Here is a 16,614-nt window from a genome sequence, read left to right as displayed (position 1 = left end):
AGATGTGTATAAGAGACAGCTCCCCATCTCCCCATCTCCCCATCTTCCCCATCACTCCTCTCCCGGCGGCAACACCACCGTCACGATCGTTCCCTTGCCTACAGTGCTATTGATCTGAATCTGCCCCTGATGTTTTTCCACAATCACCTGAGCGATCGCCAACCCTAGCCCCGATCCTTTCGTTGCCGTTTGACTCCGCGCCGGATCAGCCCGATAAAACCGATCGAAGACATGCGGTAAGGCTTCTGCCGGAATGCCAATCCCGGTATCTTGAATTGTGACCTGCAATGCTGAGTTCCCTGCTCGTTTGATCGGTCGCAGTTCTACCGTAATTTGACCATTGGTTAGCGTATACTGCACCGCATTCCCTACCAGATTGGTAAACAGACGAATCAGTTGATCGCGATCGCCATAAACCGAATAGGTACCCTCCGGTTCACTGCTCATCAGCCTCAGTTGCAGGTGCTTGTCGGTAGCCAGCGATCGTTGTTCTTCTACTACCTCTTGCAGCAGATCTTCTAATGCCACGATCGACCAACGGGGTTGCACCATGCCACTATCCTGTCTGGCGAGGAACAGCAAATCATCCACTAATCGACCGAGCCGTCGGGTTAAGCGTTCGACCACTTGTAGATGTTGTTTCTGGATTTCCGGGTCGGGATTGGGATCGGCTAGAGCCACCTGCACATTGGTTTGAATTACTGCGATCGGACTCCGCAGTTCATGGGACGCATCGGCAGTAAACTGCTTCAATCGCTGATACGACTCGCGTACTGGTTCCATCGCCAAATCCGATAACCACCAGCCGATCGCTCCGATCACAACTAACACCAGGCTAGTTCCCAGACTGAGATCGACCACTAACTGTCGAGTTGGTTTCGTGACTTCAAACCAGGGATGACTTACCCGCAGATAGCCCAATACTTGACGACCCACCTCAACCCGCTGAGTTACCTGACGCAGAATCAGGGGATCGGAGTAGGAGGGTGAGGGAGGTAAGGAGGATGAGGGAGGTGAGGAAGGTAAGGGAGGTGAGGAAGGTAAGGGAGGTGAGGAAGGTAAGGAGGATGAGGGAGGTGAGGAGGATGAGGAAGGTGACGGAGGTAAGGACGCAACCTTTACTCCCCTATCTCCCCTATCTCCCCTATCTCCCCTATCTCCCCTATCTCGCTGCCGCTCTACCCTGACCGTCTCACTGGAAATATCCGTTTGTAAAGGAATATCTAGAGGCTCTGACAAAGTGGACCACAGCAGGGTTCCAGTTGGGCTAAACCACTCTAGATCAATGTGGTCGTCTTCCCCAGGGGTGGCATTATCGCGGAAACTGGCTTCAATATTGACTCGGAGGGGGCTGCCCTCAAAGTGGGGGTTGATCGATTCAATCACCAGCGATCGCTGCACCACTTCCACCACATGATTCAAGGTGTCATCGATTCGTTCAATTAGCGTACTGCGGACATACAGGTAAAAGCCACTGGCAAACAGGAGGAGCAGCACTGCCGTCACCGTGGTATACCACAATGCCAAGCGACGACGGGTGGTTTGAAACATCTCGCAACTTCCAAAAAATTGTGCTCAACTTCCTAAATTGTGTGTACTATCGCGGTATGCAAACCCAAACAAACTAAAAACGATCGTGGAACTGAAACTTACTGGCTGATCTTGCTCTGATGGTAGTCAGTCTGTAATGTTACCGGGAGACGATCGGGATTTTAGGTCAATGTTCAATCATACCCACTTCTCCTCTCAAAATTTCAGAAAATGGCGGCTCGATACAAGCAAATTTTGTTGGAATCATGCGCCACTTTCGTGAAAGGCATCTATAATTTGTTGTCGCTATAAACCCCTTTCCCAGAGGGGCAATTGCCAGGTTACAGATTTTGATTAAAGGTGGTCGCTTTTTAGCAAAATTAGTTACCATGCATTAGCGTCTTGATTGTGTATTGATTGCTTTGGTTCGCTCTATCACATCTTTTCCAAATCGCTTTAATTTCCAACTTCTCAGTGAGCAGACAACGCTGTGGTTAGCGCCTTCAAAAATATACTGTCGGGTAAATCTAAAGGTATCGGGGTTGAGTTAACTCCAGAACGGATTAATATCGCTCAGTTACGCAAACAAGGACAGGGGTTCAAACTAACAACTCTTGCCTCTACCCTGATACAAGAAGGACTGTTTCAAGAAGGTCGGATTCTCGATCCACCAGGGATGGCGGAAATCATCCAATCGCTGTTGGCAGAGAATAAGATCAAGGTGAAGCAGGTTGCTACCGCCGTCATGGGTGGGCGGGATACGGTCACTCGAATTATTCCGGTTCCGGCAGAGTTGGACGATCGCGAATTACGAGAAATGGTGCTGAATCAAGAGGCGGGGCTATACTTGCCTTTTCCTCGTGAAGAAGCCGATGTTGACTATCAAAAACTGGGGCTATTTGTTGACGAAGATGGTATCGAAAAAGTCCAGGTTTTATTAGTTGCAACTCGTAAGGAAATTACCGATTCCTACATCCGCACCTTTGAGAATGCAGGGTTACGGATTGATGTGCTAGAGATTAGTAGTTTTGCCCTGATTCGCACGATTCGTGAGCAATTGCGACAGTTTTCTCCCCAAGAAGCAGTCGCGCTGGTTGATATTGAATTTGAAAGTACAGAGATTTCCATTGCGGTCGATGGTGTACCGCAATTTTCTCGTACTGTTCCGATCGGAACCTATCAAATTCAAAGTGCTCTGTCTCGTGCCATGAACCTGCCGCCCAGTCGCAGTACTGAGTTGTTGCAGGGAATGACTATTCCGGTGACACCATCGGAATCGACGATGGGCACTCCTAGCCGAATGGGGGGAACTAATCCGGGTGCGGCTGCCATGCTCCGTATTATTGGCGAATTAGCTGATGAACTCCGGCGTTCCATTGATTTCTATCTCAATCAGGGTGACAACCTAGAGGTTGCACAGTTGTTGCTGGCAGGTCCTGGGGCTGCGATCGGGCAGTTGGATGAGTTCTTTACCCAACGTTTAAGCCTACCTTGCAGTCAGGTTGATCCAATTGCCGCGCTCGGCTTAGAGGTCATGCAGGAAGTTCCAGACACACAGCGATCAGGACTAGGGGTTGTGCTAGGTCTGGGATTGCGGGAGGCTTCGTAATATGTATAGTTTGGATGTTAACTTTCTCAACGATCGACCGGAGTATAAACCTGAGGCAGCTGCTCGAACGCCAAGAGCCGGAGCCGTTGGGGTACCCGAGAGTAAAACGCCGCTGATCTTAGGGCTGGTGGCGATGCTGGCATTGTTGGGGATATCTGGGGGGGCGTGGTGGTGGCTACAAACCGCAAACGCCGATTTGGCAGCTCGCTCCGGTGTGTTAGATAGCGAACTGGGGAACTTAAAAAACTTGGAGGCAGAGCTAACCGCCGCTCAAACTCAAGTTAAACAAGCCCAGGAAGAGACGGCGGCTTTAGCCAGTGTGTTCAATACCGTCAAACCCTGGTCTGCCATGATGAAAGATCTGGGTGAGCGCACGCCATCGGCGGTACAAATTCTTCAGGTGAAACAGGTGCCACCCGCACCAAACCAAGCCCCTGCCCCGGGAGCAAATGGCAATATTCCACCCCAAATTGGCACGATCGAGATCTCTGGCAAAGCGCGATCGTTCAATGATGTCAATGACTTTCTACTGGTTTTGCAACGGTCTAAGTTTCTGAAAGCTGACGAAACAAGACTCATCAGTTCTAAGCTGGGTGAACCCACAGCCCTGGAAGGGTTAAAACTGGAAGGAGTGTCCCAGGCTCAGATTCCTGATCAAGATAAGCCTGTGATTCCGGCTGATGTGGACTTCAAGATTCAGACAGCCCTGAATGATGTGCCAGCTTCCGAACTGCAACGAGAATTGGAGCGGGCTGGTGCGGTAGGACTGACAACCCGGATCGAATCATTGCGACAGAAGGAGGTGATTCAGCCATGAGTGCTACTGGAGACTTTATTCCGGGCGATCAGCCAGTTGAATCTACACCTGATGCTCCGGTCATATTTGGCGTTCGGCTGACTCCGACCATTCTGGGTATCCTGTTTGGTGTGCTCGGGCTGGCTGGGGCCTTGTATATCTTGCTCAACCTGGTACAGCCTGAATGGGATCGCTATCAAGAGTTATCCAGCCAGGTGGCTGAAAAGGAAGCTCAGGTTAATGCTAAGCAAAATCTGAAGCAACAAATTGATGCTGCCCAAAAAGAGTTAGAAGTGACGAAAAAGAGACAGGAAGATGTTTACTCCCTGTTTGCGAACGAAACGACGCTGAATACTCTATTGCTAGACATTAACCGGCAGGTTGAAGCCCGCAACAGTGGCTTACCAGCGGCTAGAAATGCTCTGCTGGCGACTTGCCCAGCCTGGGTTAGAGCTAATGCTGCCGCCCTGGAGAACAAAGAGAATGGTGGTGCTCCTTTCGTGGTGAAGTCAGAACTGCGCGAGTTTACCCCAGACCCCAAAGTCACTGGGATCATTCAGGATAGTTCCTACGGTTCCACGATTAATAACAAGCTCAGGCGGGAGACGGTCAATGTCGAGCTAGAAGCCAACTACGACCAAATGATGGCGATTCTGAGAAACATGGAACGGTTACAACCGTTTTTAGTATTTCGGAATGTGGATGCTACTGTACCCAAGCAGTTGCGGCTCTATGAAGTTCGGGGAGGGAGGGTGCAATTTCTAACTAGATGTCAGCCTGAGACTCGCATCAATATGAAGTTTCAGCTTGATGCCCTCATGCCGCTGACCGCTGCTGATAAAGCCGCACTCGCTCCGCCCCCTGCGCCACCCGCTCAGTAGTGTGATGAGCGATCGCCCCAAATGAATACAACCAGAATGCAGGCTTCAGATTGATTAACGATGTGAGGAGGGAACCGTGCAACAGACTCAGGGATTAACAGGGATTTTGATTGGTGGTGTGATGCTCGGGGCGGCTACATTGATCACTCCGCCCCCTGCTGTTGCCGCTAAAACCAGTGATGTGCAACTAAAGGCAACGGCATCTGGAGTCAATGTGCTGCTGACGACTCCAGGTAAAGGTAAAGCGCCAGCGCAAGTGGTTGCTGCCAGTCAGGGCAATCGGCTGACGGCGGATGTGATGAGTAGTGACATCCAGTTACCTTCAGGCGGCATCTGGCGGAATAATCCGGCTCCTGGCATTGCCAAAATTACCGTAGCACCGCTCAGCCAGGATCGGGTACGGGTGACTGTGATTGGTAAGACCGATGCGCCGATCGCCAAGATTGATCGCTTGGCAGGTAGCATTAGCTTACAGACGGCAGCTGCCAAACCTGGTCAACGCTCATCGACGGTAAACAAAGGGGCGATCGCGCAACAAACGGCTCCAGCCAGATCATCTAGCCCTGCCTTTATCCCTGGGTTTGGTAGAGTTCCACCGAATGTGAGAGTGGTGGAGAAATCAAAGGATGCTGAAGCAGGCATGATTCCTGCACCCGTTGCCCAAGTGCCACCAGTGGTGTCACCCATGCAAGGTCCACCTCCCTTGATCCCCAATCCGGATGTGCGGGTACAGGGACCGGCTCCTGTTCCCGGTGTGCCTCTCTCGCCCAGAGCGGTACCACCCCCAGTTGGGGATATTTCCACCGCCTCGATCGATACTGCTCCTACCCTGGTAGATTTGGGTACCGCTCAAACGGTACCTCGCCTGGTCTTGCGGGATGCGCCTGCCCGAGAGGTCTTGGCATTACTGGCGCGGGCGGCTGGACTGAACTTGGTGTTTACAGGTGAGCAGGAAGGTACCCAGCAGCAACCGGGACAACCGGGAGCCGCTACCCCTGAGGGCCCGAGAATCACCCTGGATTTAGAAAATGTGCCAGTGCAAAATGCCTTTAACTACGTGTTGATGGTGTCAGGGTTAGAAGCCAATCGCCGAGGTAATACAATCTTTGTCGGTACCAGGCTACCGAATACTGCCCGTGATGTCCTGATTCGGAGTGTACGGCTGAATCAAGTGCCAGTCGTGAATGCCCTGAATTACCTGGTGAGTTTGGGGGCAGAAAGTGTGATTAGCCGGGAGCGGCTGGTGACCAGTGTCAATGCTGTGCCTGTCACGCAATTAGCTGGGGCGGCTCAGAGTGCTATTACTCAAACCCAAACGACGACAGAACAGCGTTTGGAAACCCAACGGGTAGACTTCACAGACTCAGTTCCATTCCTACGCGGAATGCAGGTATCTGGGGATGAGCGCACCAACATGCTGACCATGGTTGGTTCCCCCCGACAGATTGAAATTGCCCTATCGCAATTGACTCAGCTTGATGTGCGTCGTCGTCAGGTTGCTGTCAACGTGCGTGTGATTGATGTCAACCTGCTGGCGCTTGATCGTGCCTATAGCAGTTTCTCCTTTGGGGTCGAAGATACCCGCGTGGTCAGTGAAGGTGGGGTGGGTGTGATTAACTTTGGCAAAGTCACTCCGGCGAATACGGGTCTGAGTGGTGCCTCTGTGGGGCAGGGGGTTGTTGGTTTAACCTCGTTTAGCCAGTTTCCGTTTAATTTCGTTCGTAACTTCTTTGCCCAATTACAGTTTGCGATCACCAACGGTAACGCGAAGGTCGTCACCGATCCAACCTTGGTGATTCAAGAGGGCCAGCGGGCGGAGGTACGGCTGACTCAGGAAGTTGTGACTAACTTTGAGCAGCAGGTAACGGCAACCGAAAACTCGACTCAAATCACGATTACGGTTGAAAAAGCCTCAGCCGGTCTGATTCTACCTATCCAGGTCGATCGGATTGATGATAACGGCTTTATTTCAATGTCTGTAGCACCCACGATCGCCGCTCCCGCGAGTACTCAGGATATTTCCATTCCTGGTTCCGGTGGTTCGGCAGCATCGGTCAACACGATTACGCTACTCTCAGAGCGACGGTTGCAGTCTGGGCAAGTCCGAATGCGGGATGGACAAACACTGGTGCTCGCCGGGGTAATTCAGGATCAAGACCGAGCCGCAGTGACAAAGATTCCGATCCTGGGTGATATTCCCATTCTGGGTGCCCTGTTCCGCCGGACCGAGCGGCAAAACCAACGGCAGGAGCTAATTGTATTAGTGACTCCCCGGGTGTTGGATGATTCGGAACGGAGTACCTTTGGCTATAGCTACACCCCAGGGCCGGGTGTTCAGCGAGTGCTGGAGCAGGGAGCGCAGCAACCACGATAGTGCATCTACCATCTCAAGAACGATAGGGTGTAGGGACGTTGGGCAACTAGCGTCCCTCTGCTTTTTGCGCTAAAACCAGGATAGTTGGACTGAGGGGATGAGTGATTGTCGCAGTTGCTCAACCTTGCCCCGTTGATACATGGGAGTTTTGTGTCGTCCCATTAATCGGGGTTTAACTCCTGCTCGGTACAGTAAATCGCGGGCTTCCCGACCGGAACATCCTAAGATAGTGGCGACATCTCCCAACGGCAACCACTGGTTGGTAAATCGGTTTAACAGCGCTGCATCACTCTCTTGTTGAATTTCGGTGAGGAGTCGCTGGGCTAAAAACCAGCAGGCTAAAGTGTCTGCTGCGGCTCGGTGAGATTCATGAATGTCAAAGCCAAAATGTTTCACCAGGTCAGGCAAGCGGCGTGACGGTAGCTCGGGTAGCATCAAGCGCGACAGAATTACGGTACAAAGCTGCTGATCCCGCGATCGCTCAAAGCTGCTTCCCAGGCGATCGCTCTCGGCTTGAATAAAGGCATAGTCAAAACTGAGATTATGGGCAGTCAAAATGCCCTGATTCAGTAAGGGCAAATAACGGTGCCAAAGGTCGGTGGCTGGAGGAGCCTGATCTACCATAGCCTGAGAAATCCCAGTAAATGCCGTAATCGTTTCAGGCACAGGCATCTGGGGATTAATCAGATCGGTTTGGTGATGCAAGATACCATCGGTCAGTGTCGCCTGCAACACGGAGATTTCAATCACGCGGGCTTCGGTTGCTCGATGCCCAGTCGTTTCGACATCCACGATCGTCAGGAGTTGCTGACTGACATGGCGGTAGTGCGCTAAAAGTTCTGCGGAGGATTTACCAGACATGAAACGTTCAAGCCACGATCGTCAACGGTAGTCTGAGTCTCAATAGAGTATAGGGACGAATATGGGTTCGTCCCTACATTGGGCTGATCGCCGAGTTAATTCAATTGCTCCGAGGAAACAATTACCGTTCTGAGCGGATCACTGGCTTATTCCGTTTGATCGGCTTGGGCTTCGGTGCATTCTGCGGGGCATCTTCAATGTAGTCGCCCGCGTCTTGATGACCCCGAATCCAGGCAGGACGAGTCTGGTCATACGCCATTTGTAAAGCGGCAGCCGCGATCGCATGAGGTTCGTATTCCTCCGACAACTGAGCCACGATCGGTAAGAAGGATGCCATCCGTTCTCCTGCCAGAGCTTCCCGGATTTGAGCCTGGAGTTTCTCCAGTTGGCGTGCTTCGATTTGTGCCCGAGTTGGGATCGAGGCAAGTTCTAGCCGTTGACGAATGTGATGTTCGATGTCACGCAGCTTCCGGCGATCGAAGGGTTGGATCAGCGAAATCGCTTTGCCTTCCTTCCCGGCGCGACCAGTTCGACCAATCCGGTGGACATAGTTCTCGACGCTATCGGGTAGATCGTAGTTGATCACATGGGTCAGGTCATCGACGTGGATCCCGCGTGCCGCAATGTCAGTAGCGACGACCCAGCGCACTTGCCGTTGCCGGAACCGGAGTAACAGACGTTCCCGTTGGGTTTGGCTGAGATCCCCGTGATACTCATCCACGCTATGACCGGCGGCTTGCAGTTGGCTGGTCAGTTCTGCGGCGGCTTTCCGGGTGCGGACAAAGATCAGTGCCGATTCAGGATCTTCCAATTCCAGGATCGGGAGTAGGGCGCGAGCTTTTGTCCAACCCCGAGGCACTTGATAAGCCACCTGATTAATCCGGGTAGGAGCGGCTTTCGGTTGCTCGATCGTCACTGTGATCGGCGATCGCAGGAACTTCGTCACCAGCTTCCGGATCGAGGGATCCATTGTTGCTGAGAAGAAAGCGGTTTGCCGCTCAGTCGGAGCCTGGTTGAGGATCTTTTCGACATCTTGAATAAAGCCCATGTTCAGCATTTCATCGGCTTCATCCAACACGATCCAGCTCAGTTGATCCAGTTTCAGATCGCCCCGGCTGAGCAGGTCTAAGACCCGTCCAGGGGTGCCCACCACTAACTGAGCGCCGCGTTGTAACCGAGAAATTTGCGGTTCGATCGCTTGTCCACCATAAATGGAAACCACTTTCAGGCGGCGATCGTCGTTAAAGCCGCGAATCGCTTGGCAGACTTGCAGCGCTAACTCACGAGTTGGGGTGAGAACTAACGCTTGCACAGCCGGTAGTTTGACATCAATCCGTTCCAGGATGGGTAGGGAGAAGGCGGCTGTCTTGCCTGTACCCGTTTGGGCTTGCCCGACGACATCACGACCGGATAGTAAATGAGGAATTGCCTGTGCCTGAATCGGTGTGGGAGTGGTAAACCCACTCTCTTCCAAAAACCGAACTCGCGCTTCAGAAATGCCAAGGCTATGAAAAGAAAGAGTCATTACATCTCCTAAGAGTTAAGGGGATTTGAGGTACTAGAAAATCTGTCGCCTCTGACTGGTGCCGGAGGCAGGTTATCTGACGTGACGAGGTGTTATGGAACCGTCAACGATCGCAGTGGAATCACATCATTGGCTGTCGCTACTCGACCATGCAGGTCATAGACATCGGCATCTTGAATAGCGACGGGGATCAGCGAACCTAACCGCGCATTCCCTTGCACATAAACCAGACCATCGACATCGGGGGCAAATCGGGCAGACCGACCAATCAGTTCCCCAGTGTCTGGGTTTTCCTGCTCGATCAGCACATCTACCACTTTGCCAATCTCCGCCCGATTTTTCTTTAAGGAAATCGATTGTTGCACCTGCATCAGCGCATCTAACCGAGCATCCATGACCGCCTGGGGCAATTGGTTGGGCAGGTCATAGGCAGGAGTACCCTCTTCCGGTGAGAAGGTGAATACCCCTACATGGTCAAACTCATGCCGTTGCACAAACTCCAACAGATGCTGGAAGTGTGCTTCGGTTTCGCCCGGAAAGCCCACAATGAAGGTGGTACGCAGGACGGCATTCGGGATCGCCGTTTTAATGCGATCGATCACGCTATCGTTCACCTGTGCCTGCCAGGGACGATTCATGGCGCGGAGCACCTCCGGATGGGAGTGTTGCAGCGGCAAATCTAAATAAGGCAGGACATTGGGCGTTTCCCGAATTGCGGCGATGACCTTCGGAGTTAAGCCCGTGGGGTAGGCATAGTGAATCCGAATCCAGGGAATATCGACTTCCCCTAAGGCTTGCAGTAACTCCGCTAGCTTTGGTTCCCCGTAAATATCCAACCCATAATTGGTGGTGATCTGGGAGATCAAAATTAGTTCTTGAACTCCTTCCGCCGCTAATTGCTTAGCCTCTGCCACGATCGATTCGATTGTGCGCGATCGCTGATTGCCCCGCAGGTGAGGGATAATGCAGAACGCACAGCGATAATCACAGCCTTCCGCGACCCGCAGGTAAGCCACACCCTCAGTGGTAGTGCGATAACGTGGCGTGGTTTCGTCGGCAATATAAGTGGGTTCGAGGGAAACTTCCTTAACTCGCTCTCCGGTCTGGACACGTTCAATCACATTCACGATCTTGTGATAATCACCCGTTCCAACCAAGGCGACCGCTTCTGGCAATTCCGCTAACAGTTCATCCTGAAAGTGCTGTGCCATACAGCCAGTGATCACAATCTTTTTTCCGGCTTCTGCGAGTTCTACCAGGGTACGCACCGATTCTTCGCGGGCAGCCTGAATAAAACTACAGGTATTAACAATGACAAAATCTGCTAGTTCCTCGTTGGTATCTACTGGATAGCCGGATTGTACCAGTAAACCCAGCATGTGTTCGGTGTCGATTCGATTTTTTTCGCAGCCTAGATGTGAGACAGCAATCGTTGGCTTGTTGCCCATGAAGTCCGTGATAAGTGGGTAATTTCAGCAAGAGTGGTCAGTCGTTAAGCTGTAGCGATCGCTATTGCGACGGATGATCCCTCGCCTCAAACCCGAATGTAGAAACATGGTGGCTTCTACCTGCCGCAATCGCTCAGATGACGTTATCAGTTATAATAACGCAAAATCGAAAATATTACGATCTGTTACACAAATTTTTTCGGCTATTACGTCTTCTTTACAGTTTAGCGACAATCCAACGAGATCTGCCAGAACCGCAAATACAGACACAGTAAGCCGCTATGATTTTGGTAATCTAGATCCTTGCAGATGAGTCCTAATCCTTTATACCCGTGGACTTAAACAAAATTTTCAAGACCCCAAACCCCATTATTGGTGTTGTTCATCTCCTACCATTGCCGACCTCGCCCCGTTGGGGAGGAAATCTCAAGGCAGTGATCGACCGAGCCGAACAAGAAGCGATGGCGCTTGCCTCTGGCGGTGTCAATGGCATTATTGTGGAAAATTTCTTTGATGCGCCCTTTGCCAAGGATCAGGTTGATCCCTCGGTGGTCAGTGCCATGAGTTTGATTGTGGAGCGCTTGATCCAGATGGTGCCTTTGCCGATCGGGATCAATGTGCTACGGAATGATGCTCATAGTGCGTTGGCGATCGCCAGTTGTACCCAGGCTCAATTTATTCGTGTCAATGTCCTGACTGGCGTGATGGCAACCGACCAGGGATTGATTGAAGGACGTGCCCATGAATTGCTGCGCTATCGGCGGGAGCTAGGCAGTGATGTCAAAATCCTGGCGGATGTGCTGGTCAAACATGCCCGTCCCTTGAGCTCGCCCAACCTGACGGTGGCCGTTCAGGATACGATCGAGCGTGGTTTAGCCGATGCGATTATCCTATCGGGGTGGGCAACTGGTAGTCCGCCAACGCTAGAAGATCTGGAGTTAGCCAAAGCGGCGGCGAACGGCACTCCGGTCTTTATTGGCAGTGGAGCCGATTGGGAGAATATTTCTACCTTGATGCCAGCCGTCGATGGTGTGATTGCCTGTAGTTCACTGAAGCGGCATGGTCGGCGGGATCAACCGATTGATCCGATCCGGGTGAGTCGGTTTGTGGAAGCGGCGCGACGGAGTTATGCTCCCAAGGCTGAATCCCCTTCAGTATCATCATCCGTGAGTGTGCCTTCGTAATTTAAGCTTATGGCTCAACAATTTTCACGACTCAAACGTGGGCTGCCAGCGATCGCGCTCATTGCTGGATTAGGGACTGGGCTGCTGATTCATGCGAGTCCGCTTACGGCCCAATCCAACCGCCAACTGACCGATCCTAAGACGGGTACAGACAAAGCGGCGATCGATGCCTTGGCGAAACATTTGCAGCAAATCGGTGCCAAAATGTATGGAGCCTATTGGTGTCCCCATTGCCAGCAGCAAAAAGAGTTGTTTGGTAGTCCAACGTTCAGCCGTTATATCAACTACATTGAATGTGATCCTCGGGGACAGAATGCCAAACCGAACCTCTGTCGAGCTGCCAAAATTGGCGGGTATCCGACTTGGGAAATTAACGGAAAATTCTACCCAGGTACCCAATCCTTGAAGAGCTTAGCTAAATGGTCAGGCTATCAAGGTTCGCAAAATTTTTAAGCGAGATAAGGCAGAATAGGAGCGTAACGGTTCTCCGAGGAGTTCGCTGGATTTAGAGGATGTGTTATGTCAAAAACCCTTGCCAGTCGTCGCCGGAATACTCCGTGGATTCAGCGGTGGTCGCGGCAACTGATTGCGGCGATCGCGGCGCTCGGTATCTTAGACACCGCTTACCTGACCTATTCTAAGCTGGCTGATACCCAAGCTGTTTGCCCAACCAGCGGTTGTGAAAAAGTGTTGTCTAGTCCCTGGGCAAGTGTCTATGGGATTCCCCTACCTTTGATTGGTTTGTTGGGATATAGCCTCATGGCAACGTTTGCGTTGGCTCCTCTGGCGGTGCGATCGGAGTCAAACAAACAACTGCGAACCCAATTAGAAAACTGGACCTGGTTGTTCCTGTTTATGGGTGCCACTGCCATGACGGTTTTCAGTGGCTACCTGATGTTTATCATGACCTCTCAGTTTGTGGTTCCACTAGGCTGGGAGGGGGTTTGCTTCTTCTGTGTGCTTTCTGCCCTATCTTCGCTCAGCCTCTTTGTCTTAACTTTAATTGGTCGTGACTGGGAGGATATTGGTCAACTCCTATTTATTGGGGTGATCGTGATTATGGTGACGTTGATTGGGACGTTAGCCGTCTATGCTCCCATTCAAAATCCGGCAGCAGAAAGTGATATTCCTGGTGAAGTCGGGCCGGCGGTGACGACTACCTCCGGCAATGCCGAGATCCAGCTTGCCCAACATCTGAAGCGAACTGGAGCCAAGATGTATGGGGCGTATTGGTGTTCTCACTGCTATGACCAAAAGCTCCTATTTGGAGCGGCAGCGGCTAAGGAATTACCGTATGTTGAGTGTTACCCGGGTGGTCGTAATGCTCAACCAGAAGTCTGCCAAAAGGCAGGAGTACGGGCGTTTCCAGCCTGGGAGATCAATGGTCAGTTGAGGGAAGGAACGATTCCATTAGACGAGTTAGCCAAGTTATCGGGGTATACCGGACCGCGAGACTTTCAAAACAACTAACCGTTAGTGATAACGGTTAGTGAGTCAGTTGTTGGGGGCAGGTCATCAGGCACTGCCCTTTTTACGTTGATCAACCTGGCAATCATTAGCGAACTGCCTGCGATCGAGCCATTGTCAGGTGGGAGCATCTAGCATCTAATTCAATCGACTCGTTCTAATTGCCACAGAATTTGGTTACCTTCTCGACGTACCCGTGACACGACCCAGTTCCGCCAAACCCAATGATCCCCACGGCTGGTGACAGCACTGGCATTGACATCCATTAAATCCGCGAGTTCCGAGCTACTAATTAAGTAGCCCTTGCTGGCAATCTCATCTGCCATGTGTAATGTTTCAACCAAATGCCGGAGTTGATTGACTCTGACCTCACGCGGGAGATCGTCCAGGGAGTCAGTTGAAGAAAGCGCAGTAGATGAGTCTGTCATGGCAACATCAGCACTAAAATGTTCAGAGGTTGTCAGAGTAGAAGGGAGTTTTTGGGTGAGTAGGGGAGTTTTGCCCAGGGAAAAGGCGCGGGCGATCGTGTCACAGCGTTCATTGCCAACATTGCCAGCATGTCCCCGGACATAGCGCCATTGCACCGCGACTGAGCGACCAATCCGAGTATTTAACTCATCCAAAATTGCCCAGAGATCCTGGTTTAACACGGGTTTTCCAGAGGACGTAACCCAATTTTTTTTCTTCCAGCCTTGAATCCACTTGGTAATCCCATTCTTTAGGTACTCACTGTCAGTGTAGAGTTCAACGGGCTGGGTTTGCTCGGAGGCGGCAAGGAATTCTAATGCCGCGATCGCCGCTTGCATTTCCATGCGATTATTCGTGGTCTGGGGATCTGCCCCACCCAGTTCATGACAGGAGCCGTCAGCAAAATAAATTACTGTGCCCCAGCCACCGGGTCCCGGATTACCGGAGCAAGCGCCATCTGTATAAATACTTTGAACAAGAGAAGACATACGATCGGAAGTCAATAAACTAATCCAGAGGAATCCTGCCTATTTTAGACAGAGTTGTCGAGAATCTTGAACCGGAAATGAGGAGGTAGTGTTAAGACGGGTTGAATCCGGCTGGCTGATAGCCATTTAACGATACCAACTCACTAGAATATAAACAGAATAGTACAAGTGTTTTTATAGAAATTTTTTGATTCTATAGGGTAGAAAGTCGCGGTAAATCAATGACCTACGAACCACTTCATCATAAATATCGCCCTCAAACCTTTGCAGAATTAGTCGGGCAAGAGGCGATCGCGGCAACCTTAAGTAATGCCCTCCAGCAGCAAAAAATTGCACCTGCCTACCTGTTTACAGGGGCGCGGGGAACCGGGAAGACTTCCAGTGCCCGGATTCTGGCAAAGTCGCTGAATTGCCTGGAGTCTAAAGTTCCGACTGCTCAACCCTGTGGCAACTGTGAGGTCTGTCGGGCGATCGCGAATGGCTCGGCGCTAGACATCATTGAAATCGATGCGGCTAGTAACACTGGCGTTGACAACATCCGAGACTTGATCGAGAAAGCCCAATTTGCCCCTGTCCAATGCCGCTACAAAGTCTATGTTGTGGATGAATGCCACATGCTCAGTACGGCAGCGTTTAATGCGTTGTTGAAGACGTTGGAGGAGCCGCCCGATCGTGTGGTGTTCGTCTTAGCCACGACCGATCCCCAGCGGGTATTACCGACGATTATTTCCCGATGTCAGCGATTTGATTTTCGGCGGATTCCGTTAACGGCAATGGTGGAGCATCTGACAACGATCGCGGCTAAAGAGGAAATTCCGATCGCGGCAGATGCCCTGACCTTAGTGGCACAAATTGCCCAGGGTGGGTTACGGGATGCTGAGAGTTTGTTGGATCAACTGAGCCTGCTGAGTGGTGAGATTGCCGCCGAACAGGTTTGGGATCTGGTGGGATCAGTACCAGAGCGAGATTTGCTCAGTTTACTGGAAGCGATCGCCCAGGATGATCCAGAAGCGATGTTGGATAGTACCCGTCGCTTGATGGATCGGGGGCGAGAACCGCTGATTGTGCTGCAAAATTTAGCCAGTTTCTACCGGGATTTGTTAATTGCCAAAACGGCTCCCGATCGCCATGATTTGATTGCCGTGACGCTGCCGACCTGGGAACGGTTATGCCAGTTCGCTCAGCAATTAGAAATCGGCACAATTTTGCTGGGACAACAACACCTCCGCAGTGCCGAAGTTCAGCTTAAAAATACGACCCAACCGCGTTTGTGGCTGGAAATTACCTTGATGGGGTTATTACCATCGGCGATCGCGGCAGCCAATATCATTGCTCAACCCGCCTCAGCTCCGCCTGCCCCAGCCCGAGTGCCAACTGCCAGAGCCGATGTCCGTCCGGCAGCAACTCCTCCCAGAACAACTCCGCTAGCAGAGCGATCGTCCGCACCATCAAGTTCTCCACCACCCACAGCACCACCACAGGCACAGCCATCTCCTGTTTCAGAACCACCTGTTACACCAGAAGCCCCACCGCCACCGCCGCCGCCAACTCCAGCCGGAGATGTCGATTTAGAACAGGTTTGGCAAAAAGTCTTAGGTCTGGTGCAGCCCTACTCGACTCAGATTATGTTGCGGCAACAGTGCCAGCTACTTGGCTTCAATGGGCAGGAAGCCAGAATCGGGGCGCGATCGCAGCAGCTATTTAACATGGCGAAGGAACGGCTACCGAATGTAGAAGCCGCCTTTACTCAGTTTTGTCAGCATCCTGTCCGCGTTGGCTTGGAAGTGATGCTAGCGGGGGATAGTTCACCGCCTGCTGCCCCTGGTTCTCACCCGACTCCGGAGTCGGGTATCAGCCAACCGCCGCAGCAAGAGTCGTCCCCACCACCGCCGCCCTCCCAGCGATCGCCCATTCCCCAGCCTCCAGAACCCCCGCCTGCGATCGCTCCCATCCCTAATCAACAGCTGTCTCTTATACACATCT

At 51.9% G+C, this 16,614-nt stretch carries 13 protein-coding genes; 8 read left to right on the top strand and 5 right to left on the bottom strand.

Annotation, left to right across the window (positions count from 1 at the left end; all coding sequences use genetic code 11):
* Window positions 1–51 precede the first annotated feature (51 nt).
* Entirely contained in the window at window positions 52–1,551 is a 1,500-nt protein-coding gene (locus tag ACN4EK_RS30690) for a sensor histidine kinase (RefSeq protein ID WP_431662243.1), read from the bottom strand.
* A gap of 469 nt (window positions 1,552–2,020) precedes the next feature.
* Between ACN4EK_RS30690 and pilM the strand changes: the two genes are divergently transcribed.
* From pilM to ACN4EK_RS30670, 4 genes are all read left to right on the top strand, one after another.
* The gene (pilM, locus tag ACN4EK_RS30685; RefSeq protein ID WP_431662242.1) at window positions 2,021–3,139 is read left to right on the top strand and encodes a type IV pilus assembly protein PilM; all 1,119 of its coding nucleotides are present in this window, start codon (window positions 2,021–2,023) and stop codon (window positions 3,137–3,139) included.
* Between the two features lies 1 nt (window position 3,140).
* Window positions 3,141–3,956 carry a PilN domain-containing protein gene (locus ACN4EK_RS30680; RefSeq protein ID WP_431662241.1) on the top strand — a complete coding sequence of 272 codons (816 nt, stop codon included), beginning with the start codon at window positions 3,141–3,143 and terminating at the stop codon, window positions 3,954–3,956.
* Complete coding sequence (locus tag ACN4EK_RS30675; RefSeq protein ID WP_431662240.1) at window positions 3,953–4,816, top strand: hypothetical protein; 864 nt, start codon at window positions 3,953–3,955, stop codon at window positions 4,814–4,816. The genes ACN4EK_RS30680 and ACN4EK_RS30675 overlap by 4 nt, the downstream gene beginning before the upstream one ends.
* Before the next feature lie 76 nt (window positions 4,817–4,892).
* On the top strand, window positions 4,893–7,190 hold the full coding sequence (locus ACN4EK_RS30670) for a secretin N-terminal domain-containing protein (protein ID WP_431662239.1): 2,298 nt from the start codon (window positions 4,893–4,895) through the stop codon (window positions 7,188–7,190).
* A 69-nt stretch (window positions 7,191–7,259) separates the two neighbouring features.
* Here the strand turns inward: ACN4EK_RS30670 and ACN4EK_RS30665 are convergent, their stop codons facing one another.
* From ACN4EK_RS30665 to rimO, 3 genes are all read right to left on the bottom strand, one after another.
* Window positions 7,260–8,051, bottom strand: coding sequence for a 3'-5' exonuclease (locus tag ACN4EK_RS30665; RefSeq protein WP_431662238.1), 792 nt, complete (start codon window positions 8,049–8,051; stop codon window positions 7,260–7,262).
* A gap of 121 nt (window positions 8,052–8,172) precedes the next feature.
* Window positions 8,173–9,576 (bottom strand): DEAD/DEAH box helicase, encoded by a 1,404-nt coding sequence (locus ACN4EK_RS30660; RefSeq protein ID WP_431662237.1) that lies wholly within the window; start codon window positions 9,574–9,576, stop codon window positions 8,173–8,175.
* 92 nt (window positions 9,577–9,668) lie between these two features.
* Window positions 9,669–11,024, bottom strand: a complete 1,356-nt coding sequence (gene rimO / locus ACN4EK_RS30655; RefSeq protein WP_431662236.1) for a 30S ribosomal protein S12 methylthiotransferase RimO — start codon at window positions 11,022–11,024, stop codon at window positions 9,669–9,671.
* A gap of 332 nt (window positions 11,025–11,356) precedes the next feature.
* Between rimO and btpA the strand changes: the two genes are divergently transcribed.
* The 3 genes from btpA to ACN4EK_RS30640 all read left to right on the top strand — a co-directional run bounded on the left by btpA (window position 11,357) and on the right by ACN4EK_RS30640 (window position 13,678).
* Window positions 11,357–12,208 carry a photosystem I biogenesis protein BtpA gene (gene btpA, locus ACN4EK_RS30650; protein WP_431662235.1) on the top strand — a complete coding sequence of 284 codons (852 nt, stop codon included), beginning with the start codon at window positions 11,357–11,359 and terminating at the stop codon, window positions 12,206–12,208.
* 9 nt (window positions 12,209–12,217) lie between these two features.
* The gene (locus ACN4EK_RS30645) at window positions 12,218–12,661 is read left to right on the top strand and encodes a hypothetical protein (RefSeq protein ID WP_431662234.1); all 444 of its coding nucleotides are present in this window, start codon (window positions 12,218–12,220) and stop codon (window positions 12,659–12,661) included.
* 66 nt (window positions 12,662–12,727) lie between these two features.
* Window positions 12,728–13,678: a vitamin K epoxide reductase family protein gene (locus ACN4EK_RS30640; RefSeq protein ID WP_431662233.1), complete on the top strand. Its 951-nt coding sequence runs from the start codon at window positions 12,728–12,730 to the stop codon at window positions 13,676–13,678.
* Window positions 13,679–13,818: 140 nt separating this feature from the next.
* On the opposite strand, the gene rnhA is transcribed toward ACN4EK_RS30640, so the two are convergent.
* Window positions 13,819–14,631, bottom strand: coding sequence for a ribonuclease HI (gene rnhA, locus ACN4EK_RS30635; protein ID WP_431662232.1), 813 nt, complete (start codon window positions 14,629–14,631; stop codon window positions 13,819–13,821).
* 221 nt (window positions 14,632–14,852) lie between these two features.
* Between rnhA and ACN4EK_RS30630 the strand changes: the two genes are divergently transcribed.
* Window positions 14,853–16,614: DNA polymerase III subunit gamma/tau (locus ACN4EK_RS30630; RefSeq protein WP_431662231.1), on the top strand; the 1,762-nt coding region annotated here is incomplete at its 3' end.

Origin of the sequence: Pantanalinema rosaneae CENA516 (assembly GCF_050753385.1) — a bacterium.
GTDB classification, from domain to species: Bacteria; Cyanobacteriota; Cyanobacteriia; order Leptolyngbyales; family Leptolyngbyaceae; genus Pantanalinema; species Pantanalinema rosaneae.
The sequence above is the reverse complement of the archived record's forward strand: the minus strand, read 5'-3'. Positions and strand labels throughout refer to the sequence as shown.